This is a genomic window from Proteus hauseri (genome assembly GCF_040139125.1).
GTDB classification, from domain to species: domain Bacteria; phylum Pseudomonadota; class Gammaproteobacteria; order Enterobacterales; family Enterobacteriaceae; genus Proteus; species Proteus hauseri_B.
On the sequence record NZ_JBEEUB010000001.1, the window covers coordinates 77,573 to 100,982 of the forward strand.

Here is a 23,410-nt window from a genome sequence, read left to right on the forward strand (position 1 = left end):
TGAGCGACGTTAACTATCACCTCTCCTCAGCTTACAGGGTTATCGCTTGATAATGCCCAGGCGTTGTTACGCCTAAAAATGAGTAAGCTATGAGCACATTATTATCTACACAAAATCTTTCTTTTCATAATAACCACGGTTTATTGTTAAACACGATTTCACTCGCTCTTACTAAAGGCGAAAAAATAGGCTTAATTGGCTATAACGGTTGTGGAAAAAGTACATTATTAAAGCTGTTATCTAATCAACTCTCTCCTAGTGAAGGTGTTATTACTATCGCTAATAAAACAGTGATGGCTTATATAGAGCAACACCTACCTAACGAATTGCAATCAATAACTTTAATGGATGCTGTTCTTCATAAATTACCTGAAGAATACAGATTATCTGAAGGATGGCGAGCTGATTTACTATTGAGTGAAATGGGCTTTAAAGATCATGAAAAAGGATTATTAATATCGCAGTTAAGTGGAGGACAACATACTCGTTTATTACTCGCGCGAGCGTTAATTATTGAACCTGACTTATTGTTATTAGATGAGCCGAGTAACCACCTCGATCTTCCCACTATTTTATGGTTAGAAACTTTTCTTAAACAGTGGCGAGGTAGTTTTATTCTCGTTTCACACGATAATACGTTATTAGATCATGTCACCAACTGCACATGGATTATTCGAGATAAAACACTGGCACTATTTCGTCTTCCTTGTTCTCAAGCGCGACAAGCGCAAGAAGAACAAGATATTAGTGCACAACATCGCTATGAAGCTCAACAAAATGAGATTGATCGTATTGCACAAAGTGCTAAACAATTAGCAACTTGGGGGCAAGTTTATGATAATGAAAGCTTATCTCGTAAAGCCAAACAGATGGAAAAACAGATTGTTCGCTTAAAAGATGATCAAGTTGAAATAACACAAGGAAATCAGTGGATACTGCAACTTTCTGGCGTTTCATTGCAAGCAGATAGGCTTTGTGAGTTAAATCAATTATCAGTGACCCCTACTAGTAATGCGCCAGTATTATATAAAGTTGAACATCAACGTATTAAAAGTGGTGATCGAGTAGCAATAATTGGTGCTAATGGAACAGGAAAATCATCACTATTAAAAATGATTTGGGCGATGAATTTGGTTGAAACAGATAGTGAAAGCCCGATTAGGCTTCATCCTCGTGTTGAACTGGGATATTACGACCAAAAAATGGCTCAACTTATTGATAGTGATTCGATTATAGATGCACTTAAACCTTTTGCAGCATTGAGTGATGAGCAGCGAAAAATGGCGTTAATTAGTGCTGGTTTTGTCTATTCTCGTCATAATCAAGTCGTCAGTTCTTTAAGTGGTGGCGAGCGTGCTCGTTTATTATTTATAGGGTTGAGTTTAGCCAAATATTCATTATTAATGCTCGATGAACCAACTAATCATATTGATATGGATGGAAAGCAAGCGCTTGCTGAACAAATTAGCCAATTTTCAGGCGGTATATTATTGGTCAGCCATGATAGAGAACTTATTGAGAATAGCTGTAATCGGTTTTGGTATATCCAGAATGGTGTGTTAACTGAACATCATGATATTGAAACGATTTATCAGCTTATTTCACAAGAAGAAATAGCTGAAATATGCGCGAGCAATGTTGTGGAGTCTCAAAAAGAGAATCAAATCATTAAATTAAATTCTCATCATGATGAAGATGAAAAATTAATGAAATTGATTGAGCTCGAAGAGAAGCTAAAAGCAGATCGTGCGCGTAAAGCAAGTCATCAAAAGCCGGTTCTACAAGCACAATGGGAAATGGAAATTAAGCAGTTAAAGCAGTTACTTCAGTTGGTATAGCAACTATTAAACATGGTTAGTTAACATTAAGGGATCAGCAAATGATCCCTTATTTTTATGATTAAAAGACACTATTTTATTAATTGGTATTCAATTAAATATAATGAGTTTGTTGTAGGATAGATCTCTTTGATTAGTGTTTTTAATACAGCTAATGCCATCCCTTCTTGCTGTGCATGATATTCATTAATATCACTATATTGCAATTCAGATACCGATAGGATTTTTAATTTTCCATAGTGAGTTCGATGCTCATTAGCGAATAATTCAACTTCAGTACCGGGTTTATAGTGGCTTTCACTTTCATCTCGAATAGTAATTACCTTTTTCCCCGAAAGAATAGAGGGTATTAAGCGCTCAAAGAAGGTAATTTCAGTTGGAATAACAGACATATAACGACTCACAATAAACAACAATATAATAATTATCTTATCATGATAGCGCTATTTATTTAGACATTATTAATTTTATTCTTGATTCGCTTGTGCTTCTTTTTGTAAAAGTTTTGCTTTACGTTCAATTCCCCAACGATAACCCGATAAATCACCATTTTGTCTAACCACACGGTGGCAAGGGATAGCAACTGCCAATTTATTAGCGGCACAGGCATTAGCAACAGCTCGATATGCCTTTGGTGAACCAATTTTATTGGCAATATCTTGATAAGTTACTGTGTAACCAAAAGGAATTTCCATTAATGCTTTCCACACTTTTTGTTGGAAAACGGTTCCTTGAATATCTAATGGTAAAGATAAAGGTTGCAGTGGTAATTCAATAAACCCAATGACTTGTGCAATAATTTGCTCAAATTCGGTGTCTGCACCAACCAGCTCTGCATAAGGAAACTGTTTTTGTAAATCGGCAAGTAAAATATCAGCATCATCTCCCAATGTTATAGCACAAATGCCCTTTTCACTTTGAGCGACAAGAATATTACCCAAGGAGCAAATACCGATAGCAAAAAAGATCACAATATTATCACCACCAGTGCGCCAGTCTGTTGGTGTCATACCTAATATTGCCAAGGCATTTTCATAAAATCGGCTATTAGCATTAAAACCTGATTGATAAATAGCATCGGTAATTCGTGAGTTTTCAGTTAACGCTTTTTTTATTAATTGCTGACGATAAGCGTTAGCATAAGATTTTGGCGTTATTCCCATAATGGACTTAAATAGACGATGAAAGTGATATGGGCTCACCATAATATGCTCAGCAATACGAATCAGTGTGACATCACCGTTATTCTCTTCAATAAAGCGGCAAGCTTGTTCAATAAGTTGGCTATGTTTATCTTCCATCATAGTGTGTTTCTCCCAAATTAAGATATTAGATATTATTAAGGTAAAAAATGGGGAGTACACTCCGATTATTGCTCATTTATTCTGGTTCTTTAGATAAAGCCCATAAGTAAAGTGATGCCGTAGAACCATAAGGCGAATAACGTTTGCGATAGCGTTCAAAGCGTGCTTTATCTAACATTTTGTGACGATAGAGACGCAGTATTCCACGCTGAATAGCTAAATCGCCCCAACTTAAAATATCAGGTCGATTTAATGAGAAAATTAACATCATTTCTGCTGTCCAGATACCAATTCCTTTTAACTGGGTTAATGTATGAATAACTTCTTTATCTGACAGTGTTGGAATTTGAGGCAAATTTAACTGCCCAGTGAGTACGCTTTCAGCAATAGCTAAAATATACCCTGCTTTTCTCATCGTCATGCCACATTGCTGAATATCAACGATAGATAAGTGAATAATACGTTCAGGGGTATATTCTCCTAAACATAAATTCAATAATCGTTGGTTTACGGTTATGGCTGCTGAAACAGAAATTTGTTGCTCAATAATATTTTTAACCAAAGCAGTAAATAGATCCAGTGTTAGTGGACGTTTTATTTCGCCTATTCGCTCAATTAGCTCAGCTAAACGTTTATCTCGACGCTTTAGTGTATTTATCTCTTTTTCACCATAACAAAAGTACATATAGCATCTCTATTCGGATAACGGTCTGTTGTTGAGCATTAAGTATATGTCAGAATTAGAACCTTACCGCACTCCATTTCTTGCTAATAGGCTAAATAACCTTGGCGTTAAGTTCAGGTTATTTAGCATTTTTATTACGTTATTGCTGAATGACGAGTTGTAATTTGCGACATTCTCGACGACATTGCCATAACACTAACAATAATCCTAATAATGCAATAACTCCGCCAGTCATAGGTATCATTTCGTATCCTAATCCCATCTGTAATACCAAGGCACCTGCGGCTGCGCCAATAGCATTTCCAAGATTAAAAGCACCAATATTGACTGATGATGCAAGAGCGGGTGCATCTTTAGAAAGTAGCATCATATTCAAATGCAATAATCAGTTTTTATTAACTTAATAAAAATAATAAATAAATATACATTCTTATAGGGTAACTATATTTTAGGTTATTTAATACTAAACTCATTTATTTTAAATTCATATTAATATTACATTTGAAAATAATAAATAGTTTTATTATTCCTGTAGGTGTTTAATAAAAAAATTAAAAATAAATCTGGTTAAATAAAATAATCATCTATAATTTATTTGATTCAATTATTCTCTATAAACCATGTTTTAAAATTTAATAACAATAGGACTCTACAATATGAACAGCAGTATTTCAGATTTAAAAAACAAAGCCGCTGCAATTGACTTAATGAAAAAGACGATGTTATTTGCAGTTCCAGCAGCATTAAGAGCTGCTGCAAAATTAAAAGTTGCTGATTTACTTAGAGATGGACCAAAGAATGTAAATGAATTAGCTAAAGAGACAAATACATTACCATTAGCATTAAATAGAATATTAAGAATATTAGCTTCTGAAAACGTTTTTTATGAATCAGATGGGCTAACTTATTCACTCGCACCAGCTGGGCACTTTTTATTAAGTGATCATGAGTATACATTACGTGATTCAATATTAATGTTAACTAATGAAACATTTTGGCGTCCAGTGGGTGATGTTGTTGAATCTGTTCAAGGAAATCCTGCTTTTGAAAATTTATATGGCATGTCTTTCTATGAATATTGGCAAGATAATGTACGAGAAGACCATGATTTTCAAGTAGGCATGAATTCACTTTCAAAAATAGAAAACTACTTTATTGTAAAACATTATGACTTCCCTAAAAATAAACTAGTCACAGATATTGCTGGGGGATTAGGTGGTTTATTATTAGAAGTATTAAAAGTAAATCCAACGTTAAAAGGACAGCTGTTTGATCGCAAACATGTATTAGAAAGAACTCGATTAGTAGAATTAGGTGATGATAGCCGATGGAAATTAATTGAAGGTGACCTATTTGGCGATTATCCTGAATCAGATATCTATTTAATTAAATATATTATTCATGATTGGGATGATAACAGCGCGGTTACTTTCTTTAAAAACTTTAGAAAAGCAATGAAGCCGGATTCTAAAGTACTTATTATAGAGCCGGTTATTTTTAAGAAAAACATTCCAGACACAGCGAAATATATGGATATTATCTGCATGAGTGCTTTCCCTGAGTCAGGAGAACGAACGGTTGATGAGTTTAATAATTTATTAGATCAAGCTGACTTGAAAATTAATAAAATTATTAAAACAGATACTTATCATGTGATATTAGAAGTGGTTATAAAATAAATATAATGTATATCAACAATAAAAAAAGGTCACAGCTTAAAGCGATGACCTTTTTATTTTTAATGTTGATTTTTTTAAGCGGTTAACGCTAATTTGGCGCCAAAAAGTAAGAACACAGCACCAATACAACTGTTTGATAATGATGCTAATCGTTTGTTATGTTTTACTTTATTTGTAATTGCTACACCACCAAAAATAAGTATAGATAAATAGAGCATGCTACAGGTTTCTAAAATTGCACCTAATACAAAAAATGGGATTCCGGCATTCTCGTATTTAGGGTCAATAAATTGAATAAAAAATGAAACATAAAAAATGATCATTTTTGGATTAAGCATACTTAAAAACAGCGCCTTAACATATAACCCATCTTTTGCCTTTATCGCTTCTACAGAGACTTCTTCTGGTGTTTCACTTTTCTTTTGAAACGTTGCATATAGGGTTTTCAAACCTAAATAGGTTAAGTAAAGTGCACCTGCATATTTAATAATAATAAAGAAGACGGGTGAAGTCTTGACTAATGAAGCAACCCCCAAAAATGCCAAAAAGATTAATAATGCATCACCCGTAAAAACACCAAGAGCGGCTTTATACCCCCCTTTTACGCCATGCTTCGCACTGGAAGTTAGGACGAAAATCGAATTAGGTCCAGGGACTAACGTGATAAAAATAACGCCCAAAAGGTATGTCCAAATATTTGAAATACCGATAGTTTCTAACATATGACGCCTTTTTAAATTAAAATGACATGCTGGATATGTGAGCTATCATATCGATATTAATAAACTTGTAAAACAATAATCTTTATTGTAAAGATAAATAAGATTTATATTCTATATTTGCAGATCAAAAGCAGTTGTATAAACCAAAAATAGGATCAATAACGGACTAAAAAACCAGTTTGAATCTTGGTTATAGTATGCTGCTGTTATTATCTTTTTTAAAGCTTAAAAATTCAACTTTAATTTAAAGATTGGTTATAAAAACTGCCTTTTAGCGCAAAGATAGATGTAATATCCTATTGTTTATTTTGTGTTATAGTTTTTTTGGCTTTTTATGGTTCAAGTTCAAAATTATTATTTATAAGTAGCGATTAAATTAACCTAACATACTGAAAAATAAAATATTACCATCTGACTGTATTTATGGTTTAGCACAAATAGTGATAGAATAAGCAAGATTCTTTTTGTTAAAAAGATTAGTCTAAATAGTTTTTTGTTATTAGATACGCTGCTTACAGCCTTAATTATTTATTATTAAAGAGATTGAAATGAAAGTAGAACAACCTCAGCAGCTCCATGATAAAAAGAAAATTATTATCGTTGGTGCAGGTATCGTTGGTGTAATGCAAGCATGGTACTTAGCAAAAATGAGTAATATGCAGATTATCTTACTTGATAAGGCTAATGCAGGTTCTGGTGCAACTTGTGCATCTTTTGCTTGGTTAAATGTCTCTTATGGGCGACCTGATGCTTACCAACAATTACGTGCAGAGGCAATTAGTTGCTGGCGAGCGTTAGATAAGCAAACGCAAGGACAGCTCAATATCGATTGGTCTGGTGCAATAAGTTGGATGTCATCTGAAGATGAAACTGCGCAATTTATTAAGACTCATAATCAAGCGGGTTTTAATGTTCAACCCCTAACTAAAAATCAATTGATTAAAAAAGTCCCCCAACTTCGCACGCCACCAGAATTAGCAGCATTTGCGGTTAATGAAGGAGCCGTAGATCCCTTACATGTTATTAATGTACTGCTTCAACAAGCCCAAAATATGGGCGTTGAGTATCATGAGAATAGTGAAGTTATTGAACTTTTACGTGATGACAATCAAATCGTTGGTGTTAAAACCGCACAAGGCGATTTGTATAGTGACCATGTTATTTTAACTGCGGGCACTGGCGCTTTACCACTCTTATCAGCTCAAGAGATTGATTTACCACTATATGCATCACCCAGTATTTTATTAAAGGCTACATATACGGCTAATAATGTATTTTTACCTTGTATTATTTCTACTCCAGAAATGGAGTTACGTCAGTTTGCTCAGAATGAGATTATTGCAGCAGAAGATTACATCGATAATAGTGATGAACATCACCCTGAGCACATTGCGCAGCGCGCGAAAGAGACTTTTTATGATAATTTTACAGATATAGGTAAACTAACTATTAAACAGGTCTCAGTTGGCGAACGACCTATGCCTAAAGATGAAATGCCAATTGTTGGAGCAATATCTCCCTTTCAAGGATTATATATTGTTACCATGCACGCCGCAGTGACGTTGTCACCTTTATTATGTGAATTAGTTGCACAAGAACTGATCCACCAAAAAGCGAACCCTCTGTTAAACCCTTATCGCTTATCACGATTTATCTAGAGAACCATTATGGATGCACAACTGTATAAAGAATTTAAAATTATAGAAAAAGCCTTTTGGTCTGAAATTTGCGAAAATAATATTCGTATCGGTGATCATACTCACTGTTTTATGACGCCAATGGATGCACCTATTTTTAATTTTATTTACCTTCGTCAAGGTGCAACAGAAAGCGCATTTCAACAAGCAAGCACCCTCTTTTCTTCACAGAAAAAAGGCCATATTTTAGTTTTCCCTGAATCATTATTACCTGACTTTGACACTATGATAAAAAATGCAGGTTATAGTGGCGATGGTATGACTACAGCAATGTATTTGACGTTATCAGAAACAACATATCCCACTTATAAGAATAGCCCATGTGATATAATTTTAACCAACCATAATTTAGAGCAATGGGCTCATCCATTAAAAACGGCGTTTCCTGTGGGTGATAATGGCGATGAAGATACAATTATTGCTGAATATATTCGTTATCATCAAAAAGCATTAGATAATGGTGCCAATATTTTTCATTACGCACTATTGGTTGATGGCTCTCCAGTCTCTTCCTTAACCTTAACTTTGCACGAAAATTTAGCCCGTTTTGATGATATTGGAACGGATATTGCGTACCAAGGAAATGGCTATGCCACACATTTAATTACGCATGTATTAGAGTTTTGTCGTGAACAAGGTGTTGAACGTTGTTTCTTAGATGCATCAGCTGATGGTCTAGAGTTGTATCGAAAATTTGGTTTTAAATCGCTCTTTAACTATTTAAGTTTTATTAAAGAGTAATAATATTTTCAGGCTCAAGATAATGCGCTTATTGCACTCGTTGAGCCTAAATCATAATTATTGATACTTTACTAAGATAAAAAATTAAAGGTAGAGTCGTTGTTGCGCGTCAACTTTATCTTTTTTTCCAACTTGACGGATCACGCGGCAAGGATTTCCTACCGCTACGCAATTGGCTGGAATGGATTTAGTCACAACGCTACCCGCGCCAATTACACAGTTATCCCCAATCGTCACACCAGGTAAAACCATACATCCAGCACCTAACCAAACATGATCACCAATGGTAATTGCAAGCGCATATTCAAGTTCACTACTGCGTATTTCTGGATCGATAGGATGAGTTGCAGTTAAAAGACTTACATTGGGTGCAAACATCACATTGCAACCAATTTTTACGGGTGCACAATCTAAAATAGTTAAATTGAAATTAGCATAAAAGCTTTCACCGATTTCAATCAATGCGCCATAGTCACAATGAAATGGTGGTTCAATATAAAAATTTTTGCCTGTTTTTCCTAATAGCTGTTTTAAGTAGTTAATCCTTTTTTCATCTTCAGAAGGACGAGTGAGATTAAAGTCATAAATAATTTCACGCGCTTTTGTTCTCATTAGTTTCAGTTTTTCTTCTTTATTAGCATGATAAAGATAACCTGATACCATTTTTTCGTATTCCGTCATGATGACTCCAAAGAATGAATAAATAAAACAGCTTAATGACATTATCCTAGCGTAATTATTTAAAATTAACTCTGCTTTTTAAACCCATTACGTGCGGCTTGTCCGTTAGTATCAACGCAATTATGCGTTGATTGCTGAATTACGAAAATATGCCGTTAATTAATAGAGAGCTACCTGCAAAAATTAACATGCCATCAAGTAACCATTGAAATAACTGTGGTGTTAATTTTAATACGAGTTTTTTACCTAAAAAATTGCCTAATGTTAAGCCACAACCTACTAACACACCGCTGATTAAAATAAAGCTATCTATCGCACCTAATTGGCTAAAGGTTAATGCCTTTGTGAGATAGATAATAAAAGAAGCAGCGGCTTCTGTAGCAAGTAAAGGTCCTAGCGTTAAACCATATGCTGAAAATATAGGTATTGTTAGTGGACCAGTTGAAAACACAACGCCGGTTAAATATCCCACAACGCCACCAGCAATAACGATTTGATAGGTTTTCATTTTAATTTGATAGCGACGCAATAAATGAATAACTGGGATCATCATTATAAAAAATAGTCCCATACCGATATTGAGCCATGTTTCAGGTAGTAACCATAATGTATTAGCACCAAGAATAACGGCTGGAATACCCGGTAATAGGTAATAAAATAGCGGCTTTAAGCGAATACTATGACGCCATAAGTAAATACGTGATAAATTTCCCATCACTGAAGCTAATGCCATTATAGGTACTGCTTCTTTCGCGCCAAAAACATAAGTTAGCGCTGGAATAAGTAAGATAGATGAGCCTGTTCCTACAACACCACTAATTACACCAGAAAATACCGCTAGTAAAATGACAGCAATAAAGCTCATTATCACCCTTTGAGTTCAATAGGTTAAAGATGAGCATCATACCTATCTGCTTTATTTTTACCTGTGATAAAATGTCACAATAGCGTGACTTTTAATTAGAAAGCGATAATGAGAATTTTATGATGAGAAATCTTCCACCACTACCTTCACTACGCGCTTTTCTTGTCGCTTGTCATAGCCAAAGTTTTACGGAAGCAGCACAAACATTGTGTGTTACTCATGGTGCAATTAGCCGACATATTCAAGTAATAGAAAAATGGTTTGGAGTGTCTCTCTTTTATAAACAAGGTTTACGCCGAGTTCCTACACCTTATGCGTTGACGCTTGCTCAAGAGCTAAGTGATGTTTTTGATAAATTAAATGATATAGGTTTTCGTTATGGTAACGGAGGTAAAAACGATATTCTTAATATTAGTGTACCCACAACACTATGCCTTAAATGGCTAATCCCTCGAATGGAGGATTTTTATCAGCAATATCCTCATGCCAATATTCAAATAGCGTCAGCAAATAGTGAGCGATTTCATTTAATCAGCCATGATGATTTAATTATTCGTCCTCATCCTCAACAACAGGAATACTCATCACTTCCTTTTCTTAATGATGTTCATTGTTTAATTGCATCAGAACGCTTCCTAAAACGTTACAATGTCACAAATATAAATGATCTATTTTCTTGTCCTGTTATCGATACATTAACTCGTCCTGGACATTGGCAACAATGGTTAACTAAAGCTAGTCTTAGCTCGAATGAGCAATTCTTTCGTCACTATAGGTTTGACCATTTTCATATATCTTTGCAGGCAATCTTAGATGGGTTGGGTATGGGTATTGGTCCACTCTCTATTTTATCAAATGATATTATTCATGGTCGGCTAAAAGTTCTCTTTCCTGAGATAACAATCGCTCCTATTTGCTACTATGCATTAACACCACTTGGTGTTCAAAAAACGAAAACACATATCGATTTTGAACAGTGGCTAACCGCACAGAAAAGTTAATTTCACTAATGAAATAAGCGATAATTCGCAATAAATATTACTTTATTAGTGTTATTAAATACATTGTTTAAAGTCTTTTATTAACCGTTATATTAAAATTAACTAATGTTAACGTGCTATATCTGCATATTTTAAAAAGCTAATTGTGCTCTTTTAATTATTCGCAATTATCATCTAGCGACACCGAGTAAATCCTTTAAATTCAATCAATTAAAATATAATGATACGTTTTTTACGTACCGTTATTATTCATAATTAATATAATCAGTTATAAACACTTATTGTTTAACTTAAATGCACGTTCTATGCTGGTATGCACTGATAAAATTTACTAATTTATTTTGCTGGCAACTAAGGACGATAAGATGTCTGTAGCTGTGACGAAAAAAGCAATAGAAAAACTGATTAATGGATACGAGTCTGACCCTTTTGCACTCCTTGGTATGCATGAAACTTCAACTGGATTAGAGGTACGTGCATTTTTACCAGACGCAATCGCTGTAACTGTTATCGATAAAAAAAGTGGTCGTAACGTTGCCACATTAGAACAAAAACACCCTGCTGGTTTTTATTCAGGTGTTATTCCTCGACGCAAACGCAGTTTTACTTACTGTTTAGATGTTACTTGGGAAAATAATCAGAGCGTGATTGAAGATCCTTACCGCTTTGGTGTTTTACTTCAAGAAATGGATATTTGGTTTTTAGCACAAGGACACCATTCTCGCCCTTATCAATGTTTAGGTGCACACCCTGTAACATTAGGTGATATTAGCGGCATCTCTTTTGCTGTATGGGCACCCAACGCGCAAAGTGTCAGTGTTGTGGGCGATTTTTCATTCTGGGATGAACGCCGGTTTCCAATGCGTTTACGCCGTGAAAGTGGTATTTGGGAGCTTTTTCTCCCTCAAGCCCAGCTTGGTGAACGCTATAAATATGCCATTTTAGATGCCGATGGGCAGCGTCATCTAAAAGCTGACCCTTATGCCTTTGAGACGCAAGTTCGTCCTGAAACTGCCTCTGTTATTAATACCTTACCGCCAATTAAACCTATGGCGTTATCTCGTCAACAAGCAAATCAACGTAATGCGCCAATCTCTATTTATGAGGTGCATTTAGGTTCTTGGCGCAGACATGCCGATGATCAAAGTTGGTTAAGTTATCGTGAGCTTGCAGAGCAATTAGTTCCCTATGTTAAAGAGATGGGCTTTACACATATCGAGTTATTACCGATTAATGAACACCCTTTTGATGGCTCTTGGGGATATCAACCATTAGGACTCTATTCACCGACTCGTCGCTTTGGTTCACCAATGGATTTTCGTGATTTTATTGAAGCGGCTCATCAAGCAGGTATTAGCGTTATTTTAGATTGGGTTCCGGGTCATTTCCCTGAAGATGACTACGGTCTACGCTGTTTTGATGGCACCGCACTGTATGAATATGCTGATAGACGAGAAGGTTTTCACCCTGATTGGAACACCTTAATTTATAATTATGGTCGTAATGAGGTACTTAATTATCTCTCTGGTAATTTACTTTACTGGCATGAACATTTTGCAATAGATGGTTTCCGCTTTGATGCTGTTGCTTCAATGCTTTATCGCGACTATAGCCGTAAAGAAGGTGAATGGATCCCAAATAAACATGGTGGTCGTGAAAATTTAGAAGCGATTGATTTTATTCGCCACACCAATAAATTATTAGGTACAGCTTGCTCTGGCACAATGACAATAGCGGAAGAGTCTACCGACTTTCCTGGGGTAACGCTGCCTCCTGACGACGGTGGTTTAGGGTTTAATTACAAGTGGAATATGGGATGGATGCATGACACTTTATCTTATATGCAGCTCGACCCTATCTATCGGAAATTCCACCATAATCAAATGACTTTTGGCATGCTCTATGCCTATAACGAAAACTTTGTTCTTCCTCTTTCTCACGATGAATTTGTTCATGGAAAAGGCTCATTAATAGGGCGAATGGTAGGTGATGATTGGCAAAAATTTGCCAATTTACGCGCTTATCTTGCTTTTATGTGGGCATATCCCGGTAAAAAACTGCTGTTTATGGGATGTGAATTTGCGCAATGGCGTGAATGGAACCATGACAGTAGCTTAGATTGGCATCTTCTAGAAACACCTAATAGTCCTCATCAAGGTGTGCAGCATTTAGTGCGTGATCTTAATAGCTGCTACCAAACTAATGCGCCACTTTATGAATGTGATTTTGAACGCGACGGCTTTGAATGGCTAACGGTTGATGATCACGATAACTCGGTTTTTGCGTTTTGTCGTCGTGATGCTCAAGGTAATGAAGTGATTGTTATCTGCAACTTTACCCCCGTCGTTCACCACAACTATGTTGTTGGTGTTAATCACGCGGGTGCTTATCAGGAAATCCTAAACAGCGACTCTGAATTTTACCATGGAAGCAATGTTGGAAATTTAGGCGTAATAGAGACAACGGCAGATGTATTTAATGGCAAACCCAATGCATTGGCACTGACATTACCGCCACTTGCCACGCTTTATTTAAAATTAAAGGATTAATATGTCTTTGGATTATGGTCGCCCTTTTCCTATGGGAAGTCATTATGATGGATATGGCGTTAATTTCACGTTATTTAGTGAAAATGCCACTAAAGTCATACTTTGTCTGTTTGATAAAGCAGGCAAAGAGATCCGCTATCCATTACCGGGTAAAACAGGTCATATTTGGCATGGTTACTTACCGGGTGCAGGACCTGGTTTGCATTATGGTTATCGTGTAGAGGGTCAATGGGATCCTGAACATGGGCTGTTTTATCAACCACAACAGTTATTGTTAGATCCTTATGCGAAACAAGTGACGGGTATTGTTGATAATACATTGCCATTTATTTCCCCTGTTTTTAATGCCTTAGAACATGATGACAGCGCAATTACACCTAAAAGTGTTATCACTGATGATAGTGGCTGTTTTTGTCACTCTTATAAAGAGAAAGGGACTTATCAACGCTTAAATACACCTTGGTCAGAAACCATTATTTATGAAGGTAATGTTAAAGGACTGACTAAGCTTCACCCTGATATTCCTGATGAAATTGCAGGTACTTATGCGGCATTAGGACATCCTGCATTTATATCTCATTTACAAAAATTAGGCATCACTGCGTTGGAGTTATTACCCGTTCAATACCATTTAACTGAGCCTCATCTTAATAAAATCGGATTAAAAAATTATTGGGGTTATAACGTATTAGCCCCCTTTGCTTTAGCGACACAATATTATTCAAATACAGGTCGCAATATTATGGACGAATTTAAAGAAGCCATAAGATGCCTACATAAAGCGAATGTTGAAGTTATTTTAGATATGGTATTTAACCATACCGCAGAATTAAGTGATCAATCTGAAGGCTATATTGTTTCACAACGTGGTATCGATAATCAGGCTTATTATTGGTTAAATGATGAGAATAAAGCTCAGAACTGGACTGGGTGTGGTAATACCCTAAATTTAAGTCGACCTGAAACTGTACAGTGGGTAATGGATTGTCTGCGTTACTGGGTAACAGAATATCATGTTGATGGTTTTCGATTTGATTTAGCAACCAGCCTAGGCAGAGTACCTTATTTTGATACACATTCACCCTTATTGACGGCGATACGTCAAGATCCTCTGCTTTCTCGCGTTAAGCTTATCGCCGAGCCATGGGATTTAGGTTCAGATGGTTATCAGGTGGGTAATTTCCCCGTTCCGTTTACCGAATGGAATGATACTTATCGCGATATTATTCGTCGTTTTTGGCTATGGCGAGATGTCTCTATTGCTGCTTTTGCCGATAATCTTACTGGCTCAGCAAAGCTATATCATAAAAATGGCAGACCACCTTACTCCAGCATTAATATGCTTACTAGCCATGACGGTTTTACATTACGAGATTTGGTTAGCTATCAAAATAAGCATAATGAAGAAAATGGTGAATCAAACCTAGATGGACATAACACCAATTACAGCGTGAACTTTGGTGAAGAAGGTTTGATTGTTAGCGACAAAATTAATCAACTCAGATTACATGCAATAAGAAACTTATTTGCCACACTACTTTTGTCTAGAGGTACACCTCATTTATTAGCTGGCGATGAATTAGGTAATACACAATATGGTAATAACAATGCTTATTGCCAAGATAATAAGGTCAGTTGGATTAAATGGTTTCAACCTCCTTATGATTTAACTGACTATATTCGTCATCTTATTGAATTACGTCGTCAAATTATCCCATTACAGTCTCTAGAGTGGTGGGAAGTCGATAGCCAGAACGTTATTTGGCTAAATCAACAAGGTGAACCTATTAGCCATGAAGATTGGCAACAGCTCCCGCCTTCTCCATTACAGATTGTTTTAGCTCAACAGTGGATCTTAATGATTAATCCATTGAGAAACAGTGCCATTTTTTCTTTACCTCAAGGTCAGTGGTCTTGCTTGTTAGATACCGCAAGTTGGCCGCAGTGTTATCCAACACAAAAACAACAATGTGAAATACAACCTAGCAGTATCACGCTCTGGCGAAGTAGCGTTTTTTATCCTCAGTCTTCTGCTGAGAAATTACCAACGATTTCCTCCCAGATTAAGTAATTTGATTGGAGTGCTATAACTATGATGACAACAGAACAAGGCCAAAAATTAATGTTGGCACAACAACTTCCTAAAGATGCAATTGCACTCGTTTTAGCCGGGGGGCGTGGTACACGCTTAAAAGCGTTAACGGCGAAACGTGCAAAACCGGCAGTCTTTTTTGGTGGGAAGTTCCGAATTATCGATTTTACGCTATCAAACTGCCTCAACTCTGGGATCCGTCGTATTGGTGTAATTACACAATATCAATCACACTCATTAGTTCAACATATACAACGTGGTTGGTCATTTTTTAATGAAGATATGAATGAATTCGTGGACTTATTACCTGCGCAACAACGTAGAAATACGGAGCATTGGTATATGGGAACCGCGGATGCGATTTATCAAAATCTCGATATTCTTCGCAGTTATAGAGCTAAATATGTTGTGATTTTAGCGGGTGATCATATTTATAAAATGAACTACGCACGTTTATTACTTGATCACGTCGAAAATAAATCAAAATTTACCGTTGCTTGTATTCGTGTACCTAAAGAGGATGCTTTCCAATTTGGTATTATGGATATTGATGAAAATCGTAAAGTGCTTAACTTTTTAGAAAAGCCATCAAATCCGCCTTGTATTCCTGATGATCCTGAACACTCATTAGCAAGTATGGGGATTTATGTGGTAGATAGAGATTATCTATTTGATTTATTAGAAGAAGATAGCCGTGATCCTAATTCTCACCATGATTTTGGTCAAGATATTATTCCTAAAATTACGGCTCGCGGTGATGTATTAGCTCACCCTTTTGAACTTTCTTGTGTCAGTTCAGATCCATCAGTACCGCCTTATTGGCGCGATGTAGGAACCATAGAAGCGTATTGGTCAGCAAACTTAGATTTAGCCTCTGTAACACCAGAACTAGATATGTATGCCAAAGATTGGCCAATTCGTACCTTTATGACGCCATTACCACCCGCAAAATTTGTGCAAGATAATCATGGTGAACATGGTCAAATGATGAACTCATTGATTGCTGATGGCTGTATTATCAATGGCTCAACGCTCTATTCCTCTATTTTGTTCCCATTAGTACGTATTGAATCCTTCTGTCATATTGAAGATTCAGTGATTTTACCCGATGTAACCATTAGTCATCACTGCTACTTAAAGCGTTGTATTGTTGAGCGTAGTTGTACTATTCCTGAAGGTACTGTGATTGGCATGAATGCAGAAGATGATGCGGCTCGTTTTCATCGTACTGAAGAAGGTATTGTGCTTGTTACGAGAGAAATGCTTGAACAACTCGCACAAAAAGAGCTAGAGGCATCCAATCAAGAGATATCTTCTGATATAGAAATAGAGAAAGCGCCAAGACCTCAAAATGAGGAGGCATTTTCGTGAATGTTCTCCACTGTTGCTCTGAATTATTTCCACTGCTAAAAACAGGAGGATTGGCTGATGTTATGGGCTCTCTTCCTTTAGCTCAAAAAAAGATAGGTCTAGATGCGCGGGTTGTAATACCCGCGTTTCCAGCGATTAAAGATAATATTTCTGACCTAAAGTTAGTCACTAATATTAATACTTTTGCAGGTAATATTTCGCTTCTTTATGGGCAATATCAAGGCGTTGATCTTTATCTTATCGACGCACCTCATCTTTATCAGCGTGCAGGTAGCCCTTATCATGACCAGTATCAGCATGCCTATAATGATAACGTTTTTCGTTTTGCCCTCTTAGGCTGGGTTGCCAGTGAACTATCTGCGGGATTAGATCCTCTATGGCAAGCTGATATTGTTCATGCTCACGATTGGCATGCAGGATTAGCTTGTGCATATTTAGCCGTAAAACATTACACCGCAAAATCGGTATTTACCGTTCATAATCTTGCTTATAAAGGCGAATTCTCGCCCTATCATCTTCATCAACTTGAGCTGCCAGATTACAGTTTTTCTATTAATGGATTGGAATATTACGGGCAAATTTCATTTTTAAAAGCGGGTCTATTTTATGCCAATCACATCACAACAGTTAGCCCGACTTACGCCAAAGAGATAACCACACATGAATTTGGTTACGGTTTAGAGGGCTTACTAAAGCAACGTAATGATGAACAGCGCCTTAGCGGTATTTTAAATGGTGTCGATGAAGTGATTTGGGATCCTGCCAGCGATAAATTGATCTCTCAACGTTATGATGTGAAATCACTTGATAAGCGTAACAAAAATAAATCAGCTCTTCAGAAAAAATGTGGTTTACCTGTCGATAACAGTGTGCCGCTGTTTGTTGTTATTAGCCGTTTAACGGCACAAAAAGGGCTTGATTTAATTCTAGACGCCCTTGCTGATATTGTTGATCAAGGTGGTCAGTTTGTATTGCTAGGTACAGGTGATAGTGACCTTGAAGCTGCATTTTTACGTGCTCAACAACAATATCCACAGCATGTTGCCATTCATATCGGTTATGACGAAAGTTTTTCTCATCAAATTGTTGCTGCTGCTGATGTCATTATGGTGCCAAGTCGCTTTGAACCTTGCGGATTAACTCAGTTATATGGGTTGAAATATGGTGCTTTACCGCTAGTTAGACACACGGGTGGTTTAGCCGATACCGTTAATGATTGCTCATTAGAGAATCTTGCAAAACACCAAGCCACAGGTTTTGTTTTTTATGAAGCCACACCTGATGATTTACGCTGTGCCATTAATCGAGCTTTCACTTTATGGGCAATGCCAAAGCAGTGGGAGCAAGTGCAGCACGATGCGATGAGCCAAACTATATTTAATTGGGAAACAGCTGCAAATACCTATGCAGCACTGTATCAGCGGTTATAGACAAGATGTCTATTTGAACAGAGAGTAGTAAAGAGACTAATAATGAAAAATTTATGTGAATTCGATTATTCATCACCAGATAAAGACATTGCATCACTTAAACGATCTATTGTTTATAAGCTTATGTTTATTGTGGGAACATTTCCTGAATATGCAACAGAATCTGATTGGTTAAATGCCACCTCTTATGCCATTAGAGACCGCTTAGTTGAGCGCTGGTTAAAATCAACTAAAGCAGAAATTTCACCGAAGATTAAGCAAGTCTATTATATTTCAATGGAATTTCTAATGGGGCGTTTTTTAACCAACGCCATGCTCTCTTTAGGGGTTTACCAAGAAGTAAAAGAGGCACTAAAAGAGTTAGGGCTTGATCTGGAATCACAAATTGATCTTGAACCCGATCCGGGTTTAGGCAACGGTGGTTTAGGTCGTCTTGCTGCATGTTTTCTCGATTCTTGTGCCACGTTAGGTTATCCGGTTATGGGATATGGTATTCGTTATGAATACGGTATGTTCCGCCAACAGATAGTTGATGGCGAACAACATGAAATTGCGGATAACTGGCTTGAAAATGGTAATCCTTGGGAGTTCCCTCGTCATGAAGCGCAATTCCAAATCAATTTTGGTGGTCGTTTACAACAAGAGAATGATAAAAGCCTTTGGGTTGATACCATTAATATCGTTGCTCAACCTTATGATTCCATTGTTCCTGGATATAATACTCAAGCGACTGATACCATTCGTTTATGGTCAGCAAAAGCGAATAATGCTTTTAATTTGGGTAAGTTTAATAAAGGGGAATATCTGGAAGCTACGCAAGCAAAAGATCGTTCTGAAAATATCTCACGTATTCTTTATCCTGATGATTCTACCTTATCCGGTAAAATGCTACGTTTACAGCAAGAATATTTTTTAGTCAGTGCATCGGTACAGGATATTCTACAACGCCATTATCATCTGCATAATCGCTTTGATAATTTAAAAGACTCAATCGCAATTCATCTTAATGATACTCACCCTGTTTTAGCTATCCCTGAATTAATGCGTCAATTAATTGATAACCACGGAATGAATTGGGATGATGCATGGGAACAAACTATTCATATATTCTCATACACTAACCATACATTAATGGGTGAAGCACTTGAAACGTGGCCCGTTGAAATGATTAGTCGTGCACTCCCTCGCCATTTGCAAATTATCTTTCAACTTAATGACAAGTTCTTAAAACAAGTTAAAGCTCAATATCCAGATGATAACGACTTATTACGCCGTGTTTCTATTATTGATGAAGAGAATGGCCGTAATGTTCGTATGGCATGGTTAGCGGTGATTATCAGTCATCAAGTTAATGGCGTCTCTGAGTTACATAGTCAATTGATGGTGCAGTCTCTCTTTGCTGATTTCGCGATGATATATCCTAAGAAATTCTGCAATATTACTAATGGAATAACGCCTCGCCGCTGGTTAGCATTAGCCAATCCACCGCTTTCTAGCGTGATTGATGGTCATATTGGTGAAGGTTGGCGAACCAATTTGGAACAATTGGGTGAGTTAATGCCAAAAGTAAAAGAGACCAAATTTTTGCATCAACTCAAAGATGCTAAACGAACCAATAAGCAGAAATTGGCAAAAATTATTCAGCAAGATATGGGGATTACTATTAACCCTGATGCGCTATTTGATGTACAAATTAAGCGTATCCATGAATATAAACGTCAGTTACTCAATGTGTTCGGCATTATTACTCGTTATAACCGAATTTTGCAAAATCCAGAAAAAAACTGGGTACCTCGTGTGTTTATTTTTGGTGGTAAAGCGGCATCCGCTTACTATAATGCGAAAAAAATCATTAATCTTATCAACGATATTGCTACCGTTATTAATAACGATTCGCGTATTAACGATAAATTGAAAGTTATTTTTATTCCTAATTATGGTGTTAGCTTAGCGCAACAAATTATTCCTGCTGCTGATTTATCTGAACAAATATCCTTAGCCGGTACTGAAGCTTCAGGTACGGGTAATATGAAATTTGCGCTTAATGGTGCACTGACTATCGGTACACTTGATGGTGCAAATATCGAAATTGGTGAGCATGTTGGTTTTGATAATATGTTTATTTTCGGTAATAACGCCCAAGAAGTTGCAGAATTAAGACAACGTTACTCTCCTCGTCGTTATTACGATGAAGATGTTGAGTTGCATACGGTGCTTAATCAAATTGCTAACGGTTTCTTTAATGCCAATGATCCAGATAAGTATAAATCAATATTTGATAGCTTGATTGAGTTTGGCGACCATTATCAAGTATTAGCCGATTATCGTAGTTATGTGGATACACAAGATAAAGTTGATGAGCTTTATCATGATGAAGATGCTTGGTTAAGAAAATCAGCACTTAATATTTGCCAAATGGGTTACTTCTCCGCTGACCGTGCAGTAACGGAATATATGCAAAGAATATGGAAAGCGACAGCTATCTCACTTAAATAAATTTAAGTCGATAATTAGCTATAGAACCGCGCTTTGGCGCGGTTTTTCTTTGTGCTGATTTAGAAGGAAAGTTAAATAACAATGCGATAAGCACAGCGTCTTGCGCCCTCAAGAATATATTCAACTCGTTCAAATTCAACACCAAGTGTTTCAGTGAAAAGCGCTTTTTCTGTCTGACAAAATCCCTGACACACTTTTGCCGCTGCACAAATAGGACAGTGATCTTCTATAAAAAGAAATTCGTTGTCTTTGACTTGTTCCCAATGTGCCATATAGCCCTCTTGGCTACGAATATTCGCTAGAATATCAAGCCGATCAGTCAGTTCATCTGCATCTTTTATTGCCTGCATATAACGTTCGTAGCTCTGTTTTTTTCTGGCGAGAATGACTTTTTCTATTGCCGCTTCACCTAGCTCTTCGCGAACGGTTAGTAAAATTTGTGCCGTTAATTCCGCGTGGGTATCAGGAAACTGTTTTTGTCCCAATTCAGTTAAATGCCAATATTGAACAGGTCGCCCAACACCTCTTGGCTCTGTAATCGCTTCAACAAAACCTAAATTAGCTAATTTTACAAATTGTTGTCTTGCTGCTTCGCTACTAGTACCAAGTCGCAGACCGACATCATTAGCTTGCATAGGCCCATGTTTTTTAATCAGAAATAATATTTTATCTCCAACTGTGCGTTGTGCAGGATAATTATTTTCCAAGTTTTTTCTTGACATATTAGCTGGCTCAGTATTTATTAATCCAAGATTTACCTTGTTAATTTAACTAAGCTATGTCGGAATAGCAATGATAAGAAGGATATTTTTCGAATGATCCCTAATAATAACAGCCAGTGGCGCGATCTTTTTTCTGGACGAAATGGAGCCATCACGTTTGCGCTCTCTTTTGGGGTGGTAATTCATGCCGTTAATATTTTAATGGCAACAACTATCTTACCTTCGGTGGTTAATGATATTGGTGGTATCAGTTTATATGCATGGAATACCACGCTTTTTGTTGCAGCATCTATTATCGGTTCGGTTCTATCTGCTCGCTTACTAAGCTCATTAGGCGCTAGAGGCGCTTATTTAATCGCAACTCTACTCTTTTTTATTGGTAGTTTGTTATGTGCTGTTGCCCCTATTATGGAAACAATGTTAATAGGTCGATTTATTCAAGGACTTGGTGGCGGTATTTTATTTGCGCTTTCTTATGCCATGGTAAATATTGTTTATGACCAAGCACTTTGGCCTAGAGCAATGGCACTTATTTCAGGAATGTGGGGAGTTGCAACACTTGTTGGTCCTGCGGTTGGCGGTGTTTTTGCGCAATTAGATGCTTGGCGTTATGCTTTTGGTATCATGTTGCCTGTTATGGTTTTTTATGGTGTTTATTTATGGTTTATTCTACCTAAAACTAAAGACGCATCACAAAAAAACACAGGAACAAAATTGCCTTATCGCCAATTAATTATTTTAACTATTGCCGTATTACTTATTTCATCAGGAAGTCTTTCGTCTTCGCTTACTATAAACTTACTGAGTATTGCAGCTGTTTTTATTTTAATCGCCACTCTTATTTTTTGTGAAAAGCGTTTACCCGTTCGTTTATTGCCTTCTAACACGTTTAACGGACTTTCATTACATGCATTGCTATATATCACCATCTCGTTACTTGCTATTGGTATGACATGTGAGGTTTTTGTTCCTTATTATCTGCAAAGTTTACATGGTCAAACACCATTAGCATCTGGCTATATGAGTGCATTAATGGCGCTAGGTTGGACTGTTGCTGAAGTGATTAGTGCAAGCTGGCAAGGTGCTAAAATGCGTTTTAGTATTTTTAGTGGACCTATTATTGTCTTCGCCGGTTTATTGGTATTGGCATGGGCAATTCCTAATCCGATGTTACAAACAGATAATGCTATTACGCTATCAATTATCTTATTTGGTCTGTTTTTTGTTGGCTATGGTATCGGTTTTGGTTGGCCTCATTTACTGACTCGTATATTACAAGCGGCAGCTGAAGAAGATAAAGATATCGCCGGTGCTTCGATTACCACAGTACAACTCTTTGCTACTGCTTTAGGTTCGGCGTTTGCAGGAATGATTGTTAATTTAAATGGTTTTAATAGTGGCACACCTGAAGGACTTTCTTCATCGGCATCAGCACTATTTTTATTCCTTGCATTGGCACCACTCGTTGCGATTTACACCGCATGGAAAGTAACTCGCCGCTCTTATTAATATATTAACTATATAATATTTATTTGCT

At 36.7% G+C, this 23,410-nt stretch carries 18 protein-coding genes and 1 pseudogene; 11 read left to right on the plus strand and 8 right to left on the minus strand.

The window, feature by feature from the left end:
* The first annotated feature begins 89 nt into the window (after positions 1-89).
* Complete coding sequence (locus ABN099_RS00375; RefSeq protein WP_349461692.1) at positions 90-1,838, plus strand: ABC-F family ATP-binding cassette domain-containing protein; 1,749 nt, start codon at positions 90-92, stop codon at positions 1,836-1,838.
* Between the two features lie 71 nt (positions 1,839-1,909).
* On the opposite strand, the gene yqfB is transcribed toward ABN099_RS00375, so the two are convergent.
* From yqfB to ABN099_RS00395, 4 genes are all read right to left on the minus strand, one after another.
* Complete coding sequence (gene yqfB / locus ABN099_RS00380) at positions 1,910-2,230, minus strand: N(4)-acetylcytidine aminohydrolase (RefSeq protein ID WP_349461693.1); 321 nt, start codon at positions 2,228-2,230, stop codon at positions 1,910-1,912.
* Positions 2,231-2,305: 75 nt separating this feature from the next.
* The gene (gene ada / locus ABN099_RS00385; RefSeq protein ID WP_349462225.1) at positions 2,306-3,139 is read right to left on the minus strand and encodes a bifunctional DNA-binding transcriptional regulator/O6-methylguanine-DNA methyltransferase Ada; all 834 of its coding nucleotides are present in this window, start codon (positions 3,137-3,139) and stop codon (positions 2,306-2,308) included.
* Positions 3,140-3,218: 79 nt separating this feature from the next.
* On the minus strand, positions 3,219-3,827 hold the full coding sequence (locus ABN099_RS00390) for a DNA-3-methyladenine glycosylase family protein (RefSeq protein WP_349461694.1): 609 nt from the start codon (positions 3,825-3,827) through the stop codon (positions 3,219-3,221).
* A gap of 139 nt (positions 3,828-3,966) precedes the next feature.
* Positions 3,967-4,197, minus strand: a complete 231-nt coding sequence (locus ABN099_RS00395) for a hypothetical protein (protein ID WP_349461695.1) — start codon at positions 4,195-4,197, stop codon at positions 3,967-3,969.
* A 286-nt stretch (positions 4,198-4,483) separates the two neighbouring features.
* Here ABN099_RS00395 and ABN099_RS00400 point away from each other — a divergent pair, with 286 nt between their 5' ends.
* The gene (locus ABN099_RS00400) at positions 4,484-5,506 is read left to right on the plus strand and encodes a methyltransferase (protein ID WP_349461696.1); all 1,023 of its coding nucleotides are present in this window, start codon (positions 4,484-4,486) and stop codon (positions 5,504-5,506) included.
* 74 nt (positions 5,507-5,580) lie between these two features.
* Here ABN099_RS00400 and leuE read toward each other — a convergent pair whose 3' ends face one another.
* Positions 5,581-6,228 carry a leucine efflux protein LeuE gene (gene leuE, locus ABN099_RS00405; RefSeq protein ID WP_349461697.1) on the minus strand — a complete coding sequence of 216 codons (648 nt, stop codon included), beginning with the start codon at positions 6,226-6,228 and terminating at the stop codon, positions 5,581-5,583.
* Positions 6,229-6,776: 548 nt separating this feature from the next.
* Here leuE and ABN099_RS00410 point away from each other — a divergent pair.
* Together ABN099_RS00410 and ABN099_RS00415 are read left to right on the plus strand one after the other, a co-directional pair.
* A complete protein-coding gene (locus ABN099_RS00410; RefSeq protein WP_349461698.1) occupies positions 6,777-7,886 on the plus strand; it encodes an NAD(P)/FAD-dependent oxidoreductase in 1,110 nt (369 codons plus the stop codon).
* Between the two features lie 9 nt (positions 7,887-7,895).
* On the plus strand, positions 7,896-8,666 hold the full coding sequence (locus tag ABN099_RS00415) for a GNAT family N-acetyltransferase (RefSeq protein ID WP_349461700.1): 771 nt from the start codon (positions 7,896-7,898) through the stop codon (positions 8,664-8,666).
* An 84-nt stretch (positions 8,667-8,750) separates the two neighbouring features.
* On the opposite strand, the gene ABN099_RS00420 is transcribed toward ABN099_RS00415, so the two are convergent.
* Both ABN099_RS00420 and ABN099_RS00425 read right to left on the minus strand, forming a co-directional pair.
* Positions 8,751-9,347, minus strand: a complete 597-nt coding sequence (locus tag ABN099_RS00420; RefSeq protein ID WP_349461701.1) for a sugar O-acetyltransferase — start codon at positions 9,345-9,347, stop codon at positions 8,751-8,753.
* 139 nt (positions 9,348-9,486) lie between these two features.
* Positions 9,487-10,212: a sulfite exporter TauE/SafE family protein gene (locus ABN099_RS00425; protein WP_349461702.1), complete on the minus strand. Its 726-nt coding sequence runs from the start codon at positions 10,210-10,212 to the stop codon at positions 9,487-9,489.
* Between the two features lie 119 nt (positions 10,213-10,331).
* Here ABN099_RS00425 and ABN099_RS00430 point away from each other — a divergent pair, with 119 nt between their 5' ends.
* The 6 genes and pseudogenes from ABN099_RS00430 to glgP all read left to right on the plus strand — a co-directional run bounded on the left by ABN099_RS00430 (position 10,332) and on the right by glgP (position 21,151).
* Positions 10,332-11,213 carry a LysR substrate-binding domain-containing protein gene (locus tag ABN099_RS00430; RefSeq protein ID WP_349461703.1) on the plus strand — a complete coding sequence of 294 codons (882 nt, stop codon included), beginning with the start codon at positions 10,332-10,334 and terminating at the stop codon, positions 11,211-11,213.
* Positions 11,214-11,578: 365 nt separating this feature from the next.
* On the plus strand, positions 11,579-13,762 hold the full coding sequence (glgB, locus tag ABN099_RS00435; protein WP_349461704.1) for a 1,4-alpha-glucan branching protein GlgB: 2,184 nt from the start codon (positions 11,579-11,581) through the stop codon (positions 13,760-13,762).
* A 1-nt stretch (position 13,763) separates the two neighbouring features.
* On the plus strand, positions 13,764-15,833 hold the full coding sequence (gene glgX / locus ABN099_RS00440; RefSeq protein ID WP_349461705.1) for a glycogen debranching protein GlgX: 2,070 nt from the start codon (positions 13,764-13,766) through the stop codon (positions 15,831-15,833).
* Between the two features lie 21 nt (positions 15,834-15,854).
* Positions 15,855-17,141 (plus strand): annotated as a pseudogene (gene glgC / locus ABN099_RS00445) (glucose-1-phosphate adenylyltransferase); the annotation flags it as partial.
* 80 nt (positions 17,142-17,221) lie between these two features.
* On the plus strand, positions 17,222-18,655 hold the full coding sequence (gene glgA, locus ABN099_RS00450) for a glycogen synthase GlgA (protein ID WP_349461707.1): 1,434 nt from the start codon (positions 17,222-17,224) through the stop codon (positions 18,653-18,655).
* A 42-nt stretch (positions 18,656-18,697) separates the two neighbouring features.
* Positions 18,698-21,151 (plus strand): glycogen/starch/alpha-glucan family phosphorylase, encoded by a 2,454-nt coding sequence (glgP, locus tag ABN099_RS00455; protein WP_349461708.1) that lies wholly within the window; start codon positions 18,698-18,700, stop codon positions 21,149-21,151.
* Between the two features lie 71 nt (positions 21,152-21,222).
* Here glgP and ABN099_RS00460 read toward each other — a convergent pair whose 3' ends face one another.
* The gene (locus ABN099_RS00460) at positions 21,223-21,873 is read right to left on the minus strand and encodes a helix-turn-helix transcriptional regulator (RefSeq protein WP_349461709.1); all 651 of its coding nucleotides are present in this window, start codon (positions 21,871-21,873) and stop codon (positions 21,223-21,225) included.
* Positions 21,874-21,966: 93 nt separating this feature from the next.
* On the opposite strand from ABN099_RS00460, the gene ABN099_RS00465 reads away from it, so the two are divergent.
* The gene (locus tag ABN099_RS00465) at positions 21,967-23,382 is read left to right on the plus strand and encodes an MFS transporter (protein ID WP_349461710.1); all 1,416 of its coding nucleotides are present in this window, start codon (positions 21,967-21,969) and stop codon (positions 23,380-23,382) included.
* Positions 23,383-23,410: the final 28 nt, after the last annotated feature.

Bases quoted from the DNA above. Each gene is read 5' to 3' on its own strand.
- ABN099_RS00375 (WP_349461692.1), top strand. From the start codon at position 90: ATGAGCACATTATTATCTACACAAAATCTTTCTTTTCATAATAACCAC.
- yqfB (WP_349461693.1), bottom strand. From the start codon at position 2,230: ATGTCTGTTATTCCAACTGAAATTACCTTCTTTGAGCGCTTAATACCC.
- ada (WP_349462225.1), bottom strand. From the start codon at position 3,139: ATGGAAGATAAACATAGCCAACTTATTGAACAAGCTTGCCGCTTTATT.
- ABN099_RS00390 (WP_349461694.1), bottom strand. From the start codon at position 3,827: ATGTACTTTTGTTATGGTGAAAAAGAGATAAATACACTAAAGCGTCGA.
- ABN099_RS00395 (WP_349461695.1), bottom strand. From the start codon at position 4,197: ATGATGCTACTTTCTAAAGATGCACCCGCTCTTGCATCATCAGTCAAT.
- ABN099_RS00400 (WP_349461696.1), top strand. From the start codon at position 4,484: ATGAACAGCAGTATTTCAGATTTAAAAAACAAAGCCGCTGCAATTGAC.
- leuE (WP_349461697.1), bottom strand. From the start codon at position 6,228: ATGTTAGAAACTATCGGTATTTCAAATATTTGGACATACCTTTTGGGC.
- ABN099_RS00410 (WP_349461698.1), top strand. From the start codon at position 6,777: ATGAAAGTAGAACAACCTCAGCAGCTCCATGATAAAAAGAAAATTATT.
- ABN099_RS00415 (WP_349461700.1), top strand. From the start codon at position 7,896: ATGGATGCACAACTGTATAAAGAATTTAAAATTATAGAAAAAGCCTTT.
- ABN099_RS00420 (WP_349461701.1), bottom strand. From the start codon at position 9,347: ATGACGGAATACGAAAAAATGGTATCAGGTTATCTTTATCATGCTAAT.
- ABN099_RS00425 (WP_349461702.1), bottom strand. From the start codon at position 10,212: ATGAGCTTTATTGCTGTCATTTTACTAGCGGTATTTTCTGGTGTAATT.
- ABN099_RS00430 (WP_349461703.1), top strand. From the start codon at position 10,332: ATGATGAGAAATCTTCCACCACTACCTTCACTACGCGCTTTTCTTGTC.
- glgB (WP_349461704.1), top strand. From the start codon at position 11,579: ATGTCTGTAGCTGTGACGAAAAAAGCAATAGAAAAACTGATTAATGGA.
- glgX (WP_349461705.1), top strand. From the start codon at position 13,764: ATGTCTTTGGATTATGGTCGCCCTTTTCCTATGGGAAGTCATTATGAT.
- glgP (WP_349461708.1), top strand. From the start codon at position 18,698: ATGAAAAATTTATGTGAATTCGATTATTCATCACCAGATAAAGACATT.
- ABN099_RS00460 (WP_349461709.1), bottom strand. From the start codon at position 21,873: ATGTCAAGAAAAAACTTGGAAAATAATTATCCTGCACAACGCACAGTT.
- ABN099_RS00465 (WP_349461710.1), top strand. From the start codon at position 21,967: ATGATCCCTAATAATAACAGCCAGTGGCGCGATCTTTTTTCTGGACGA.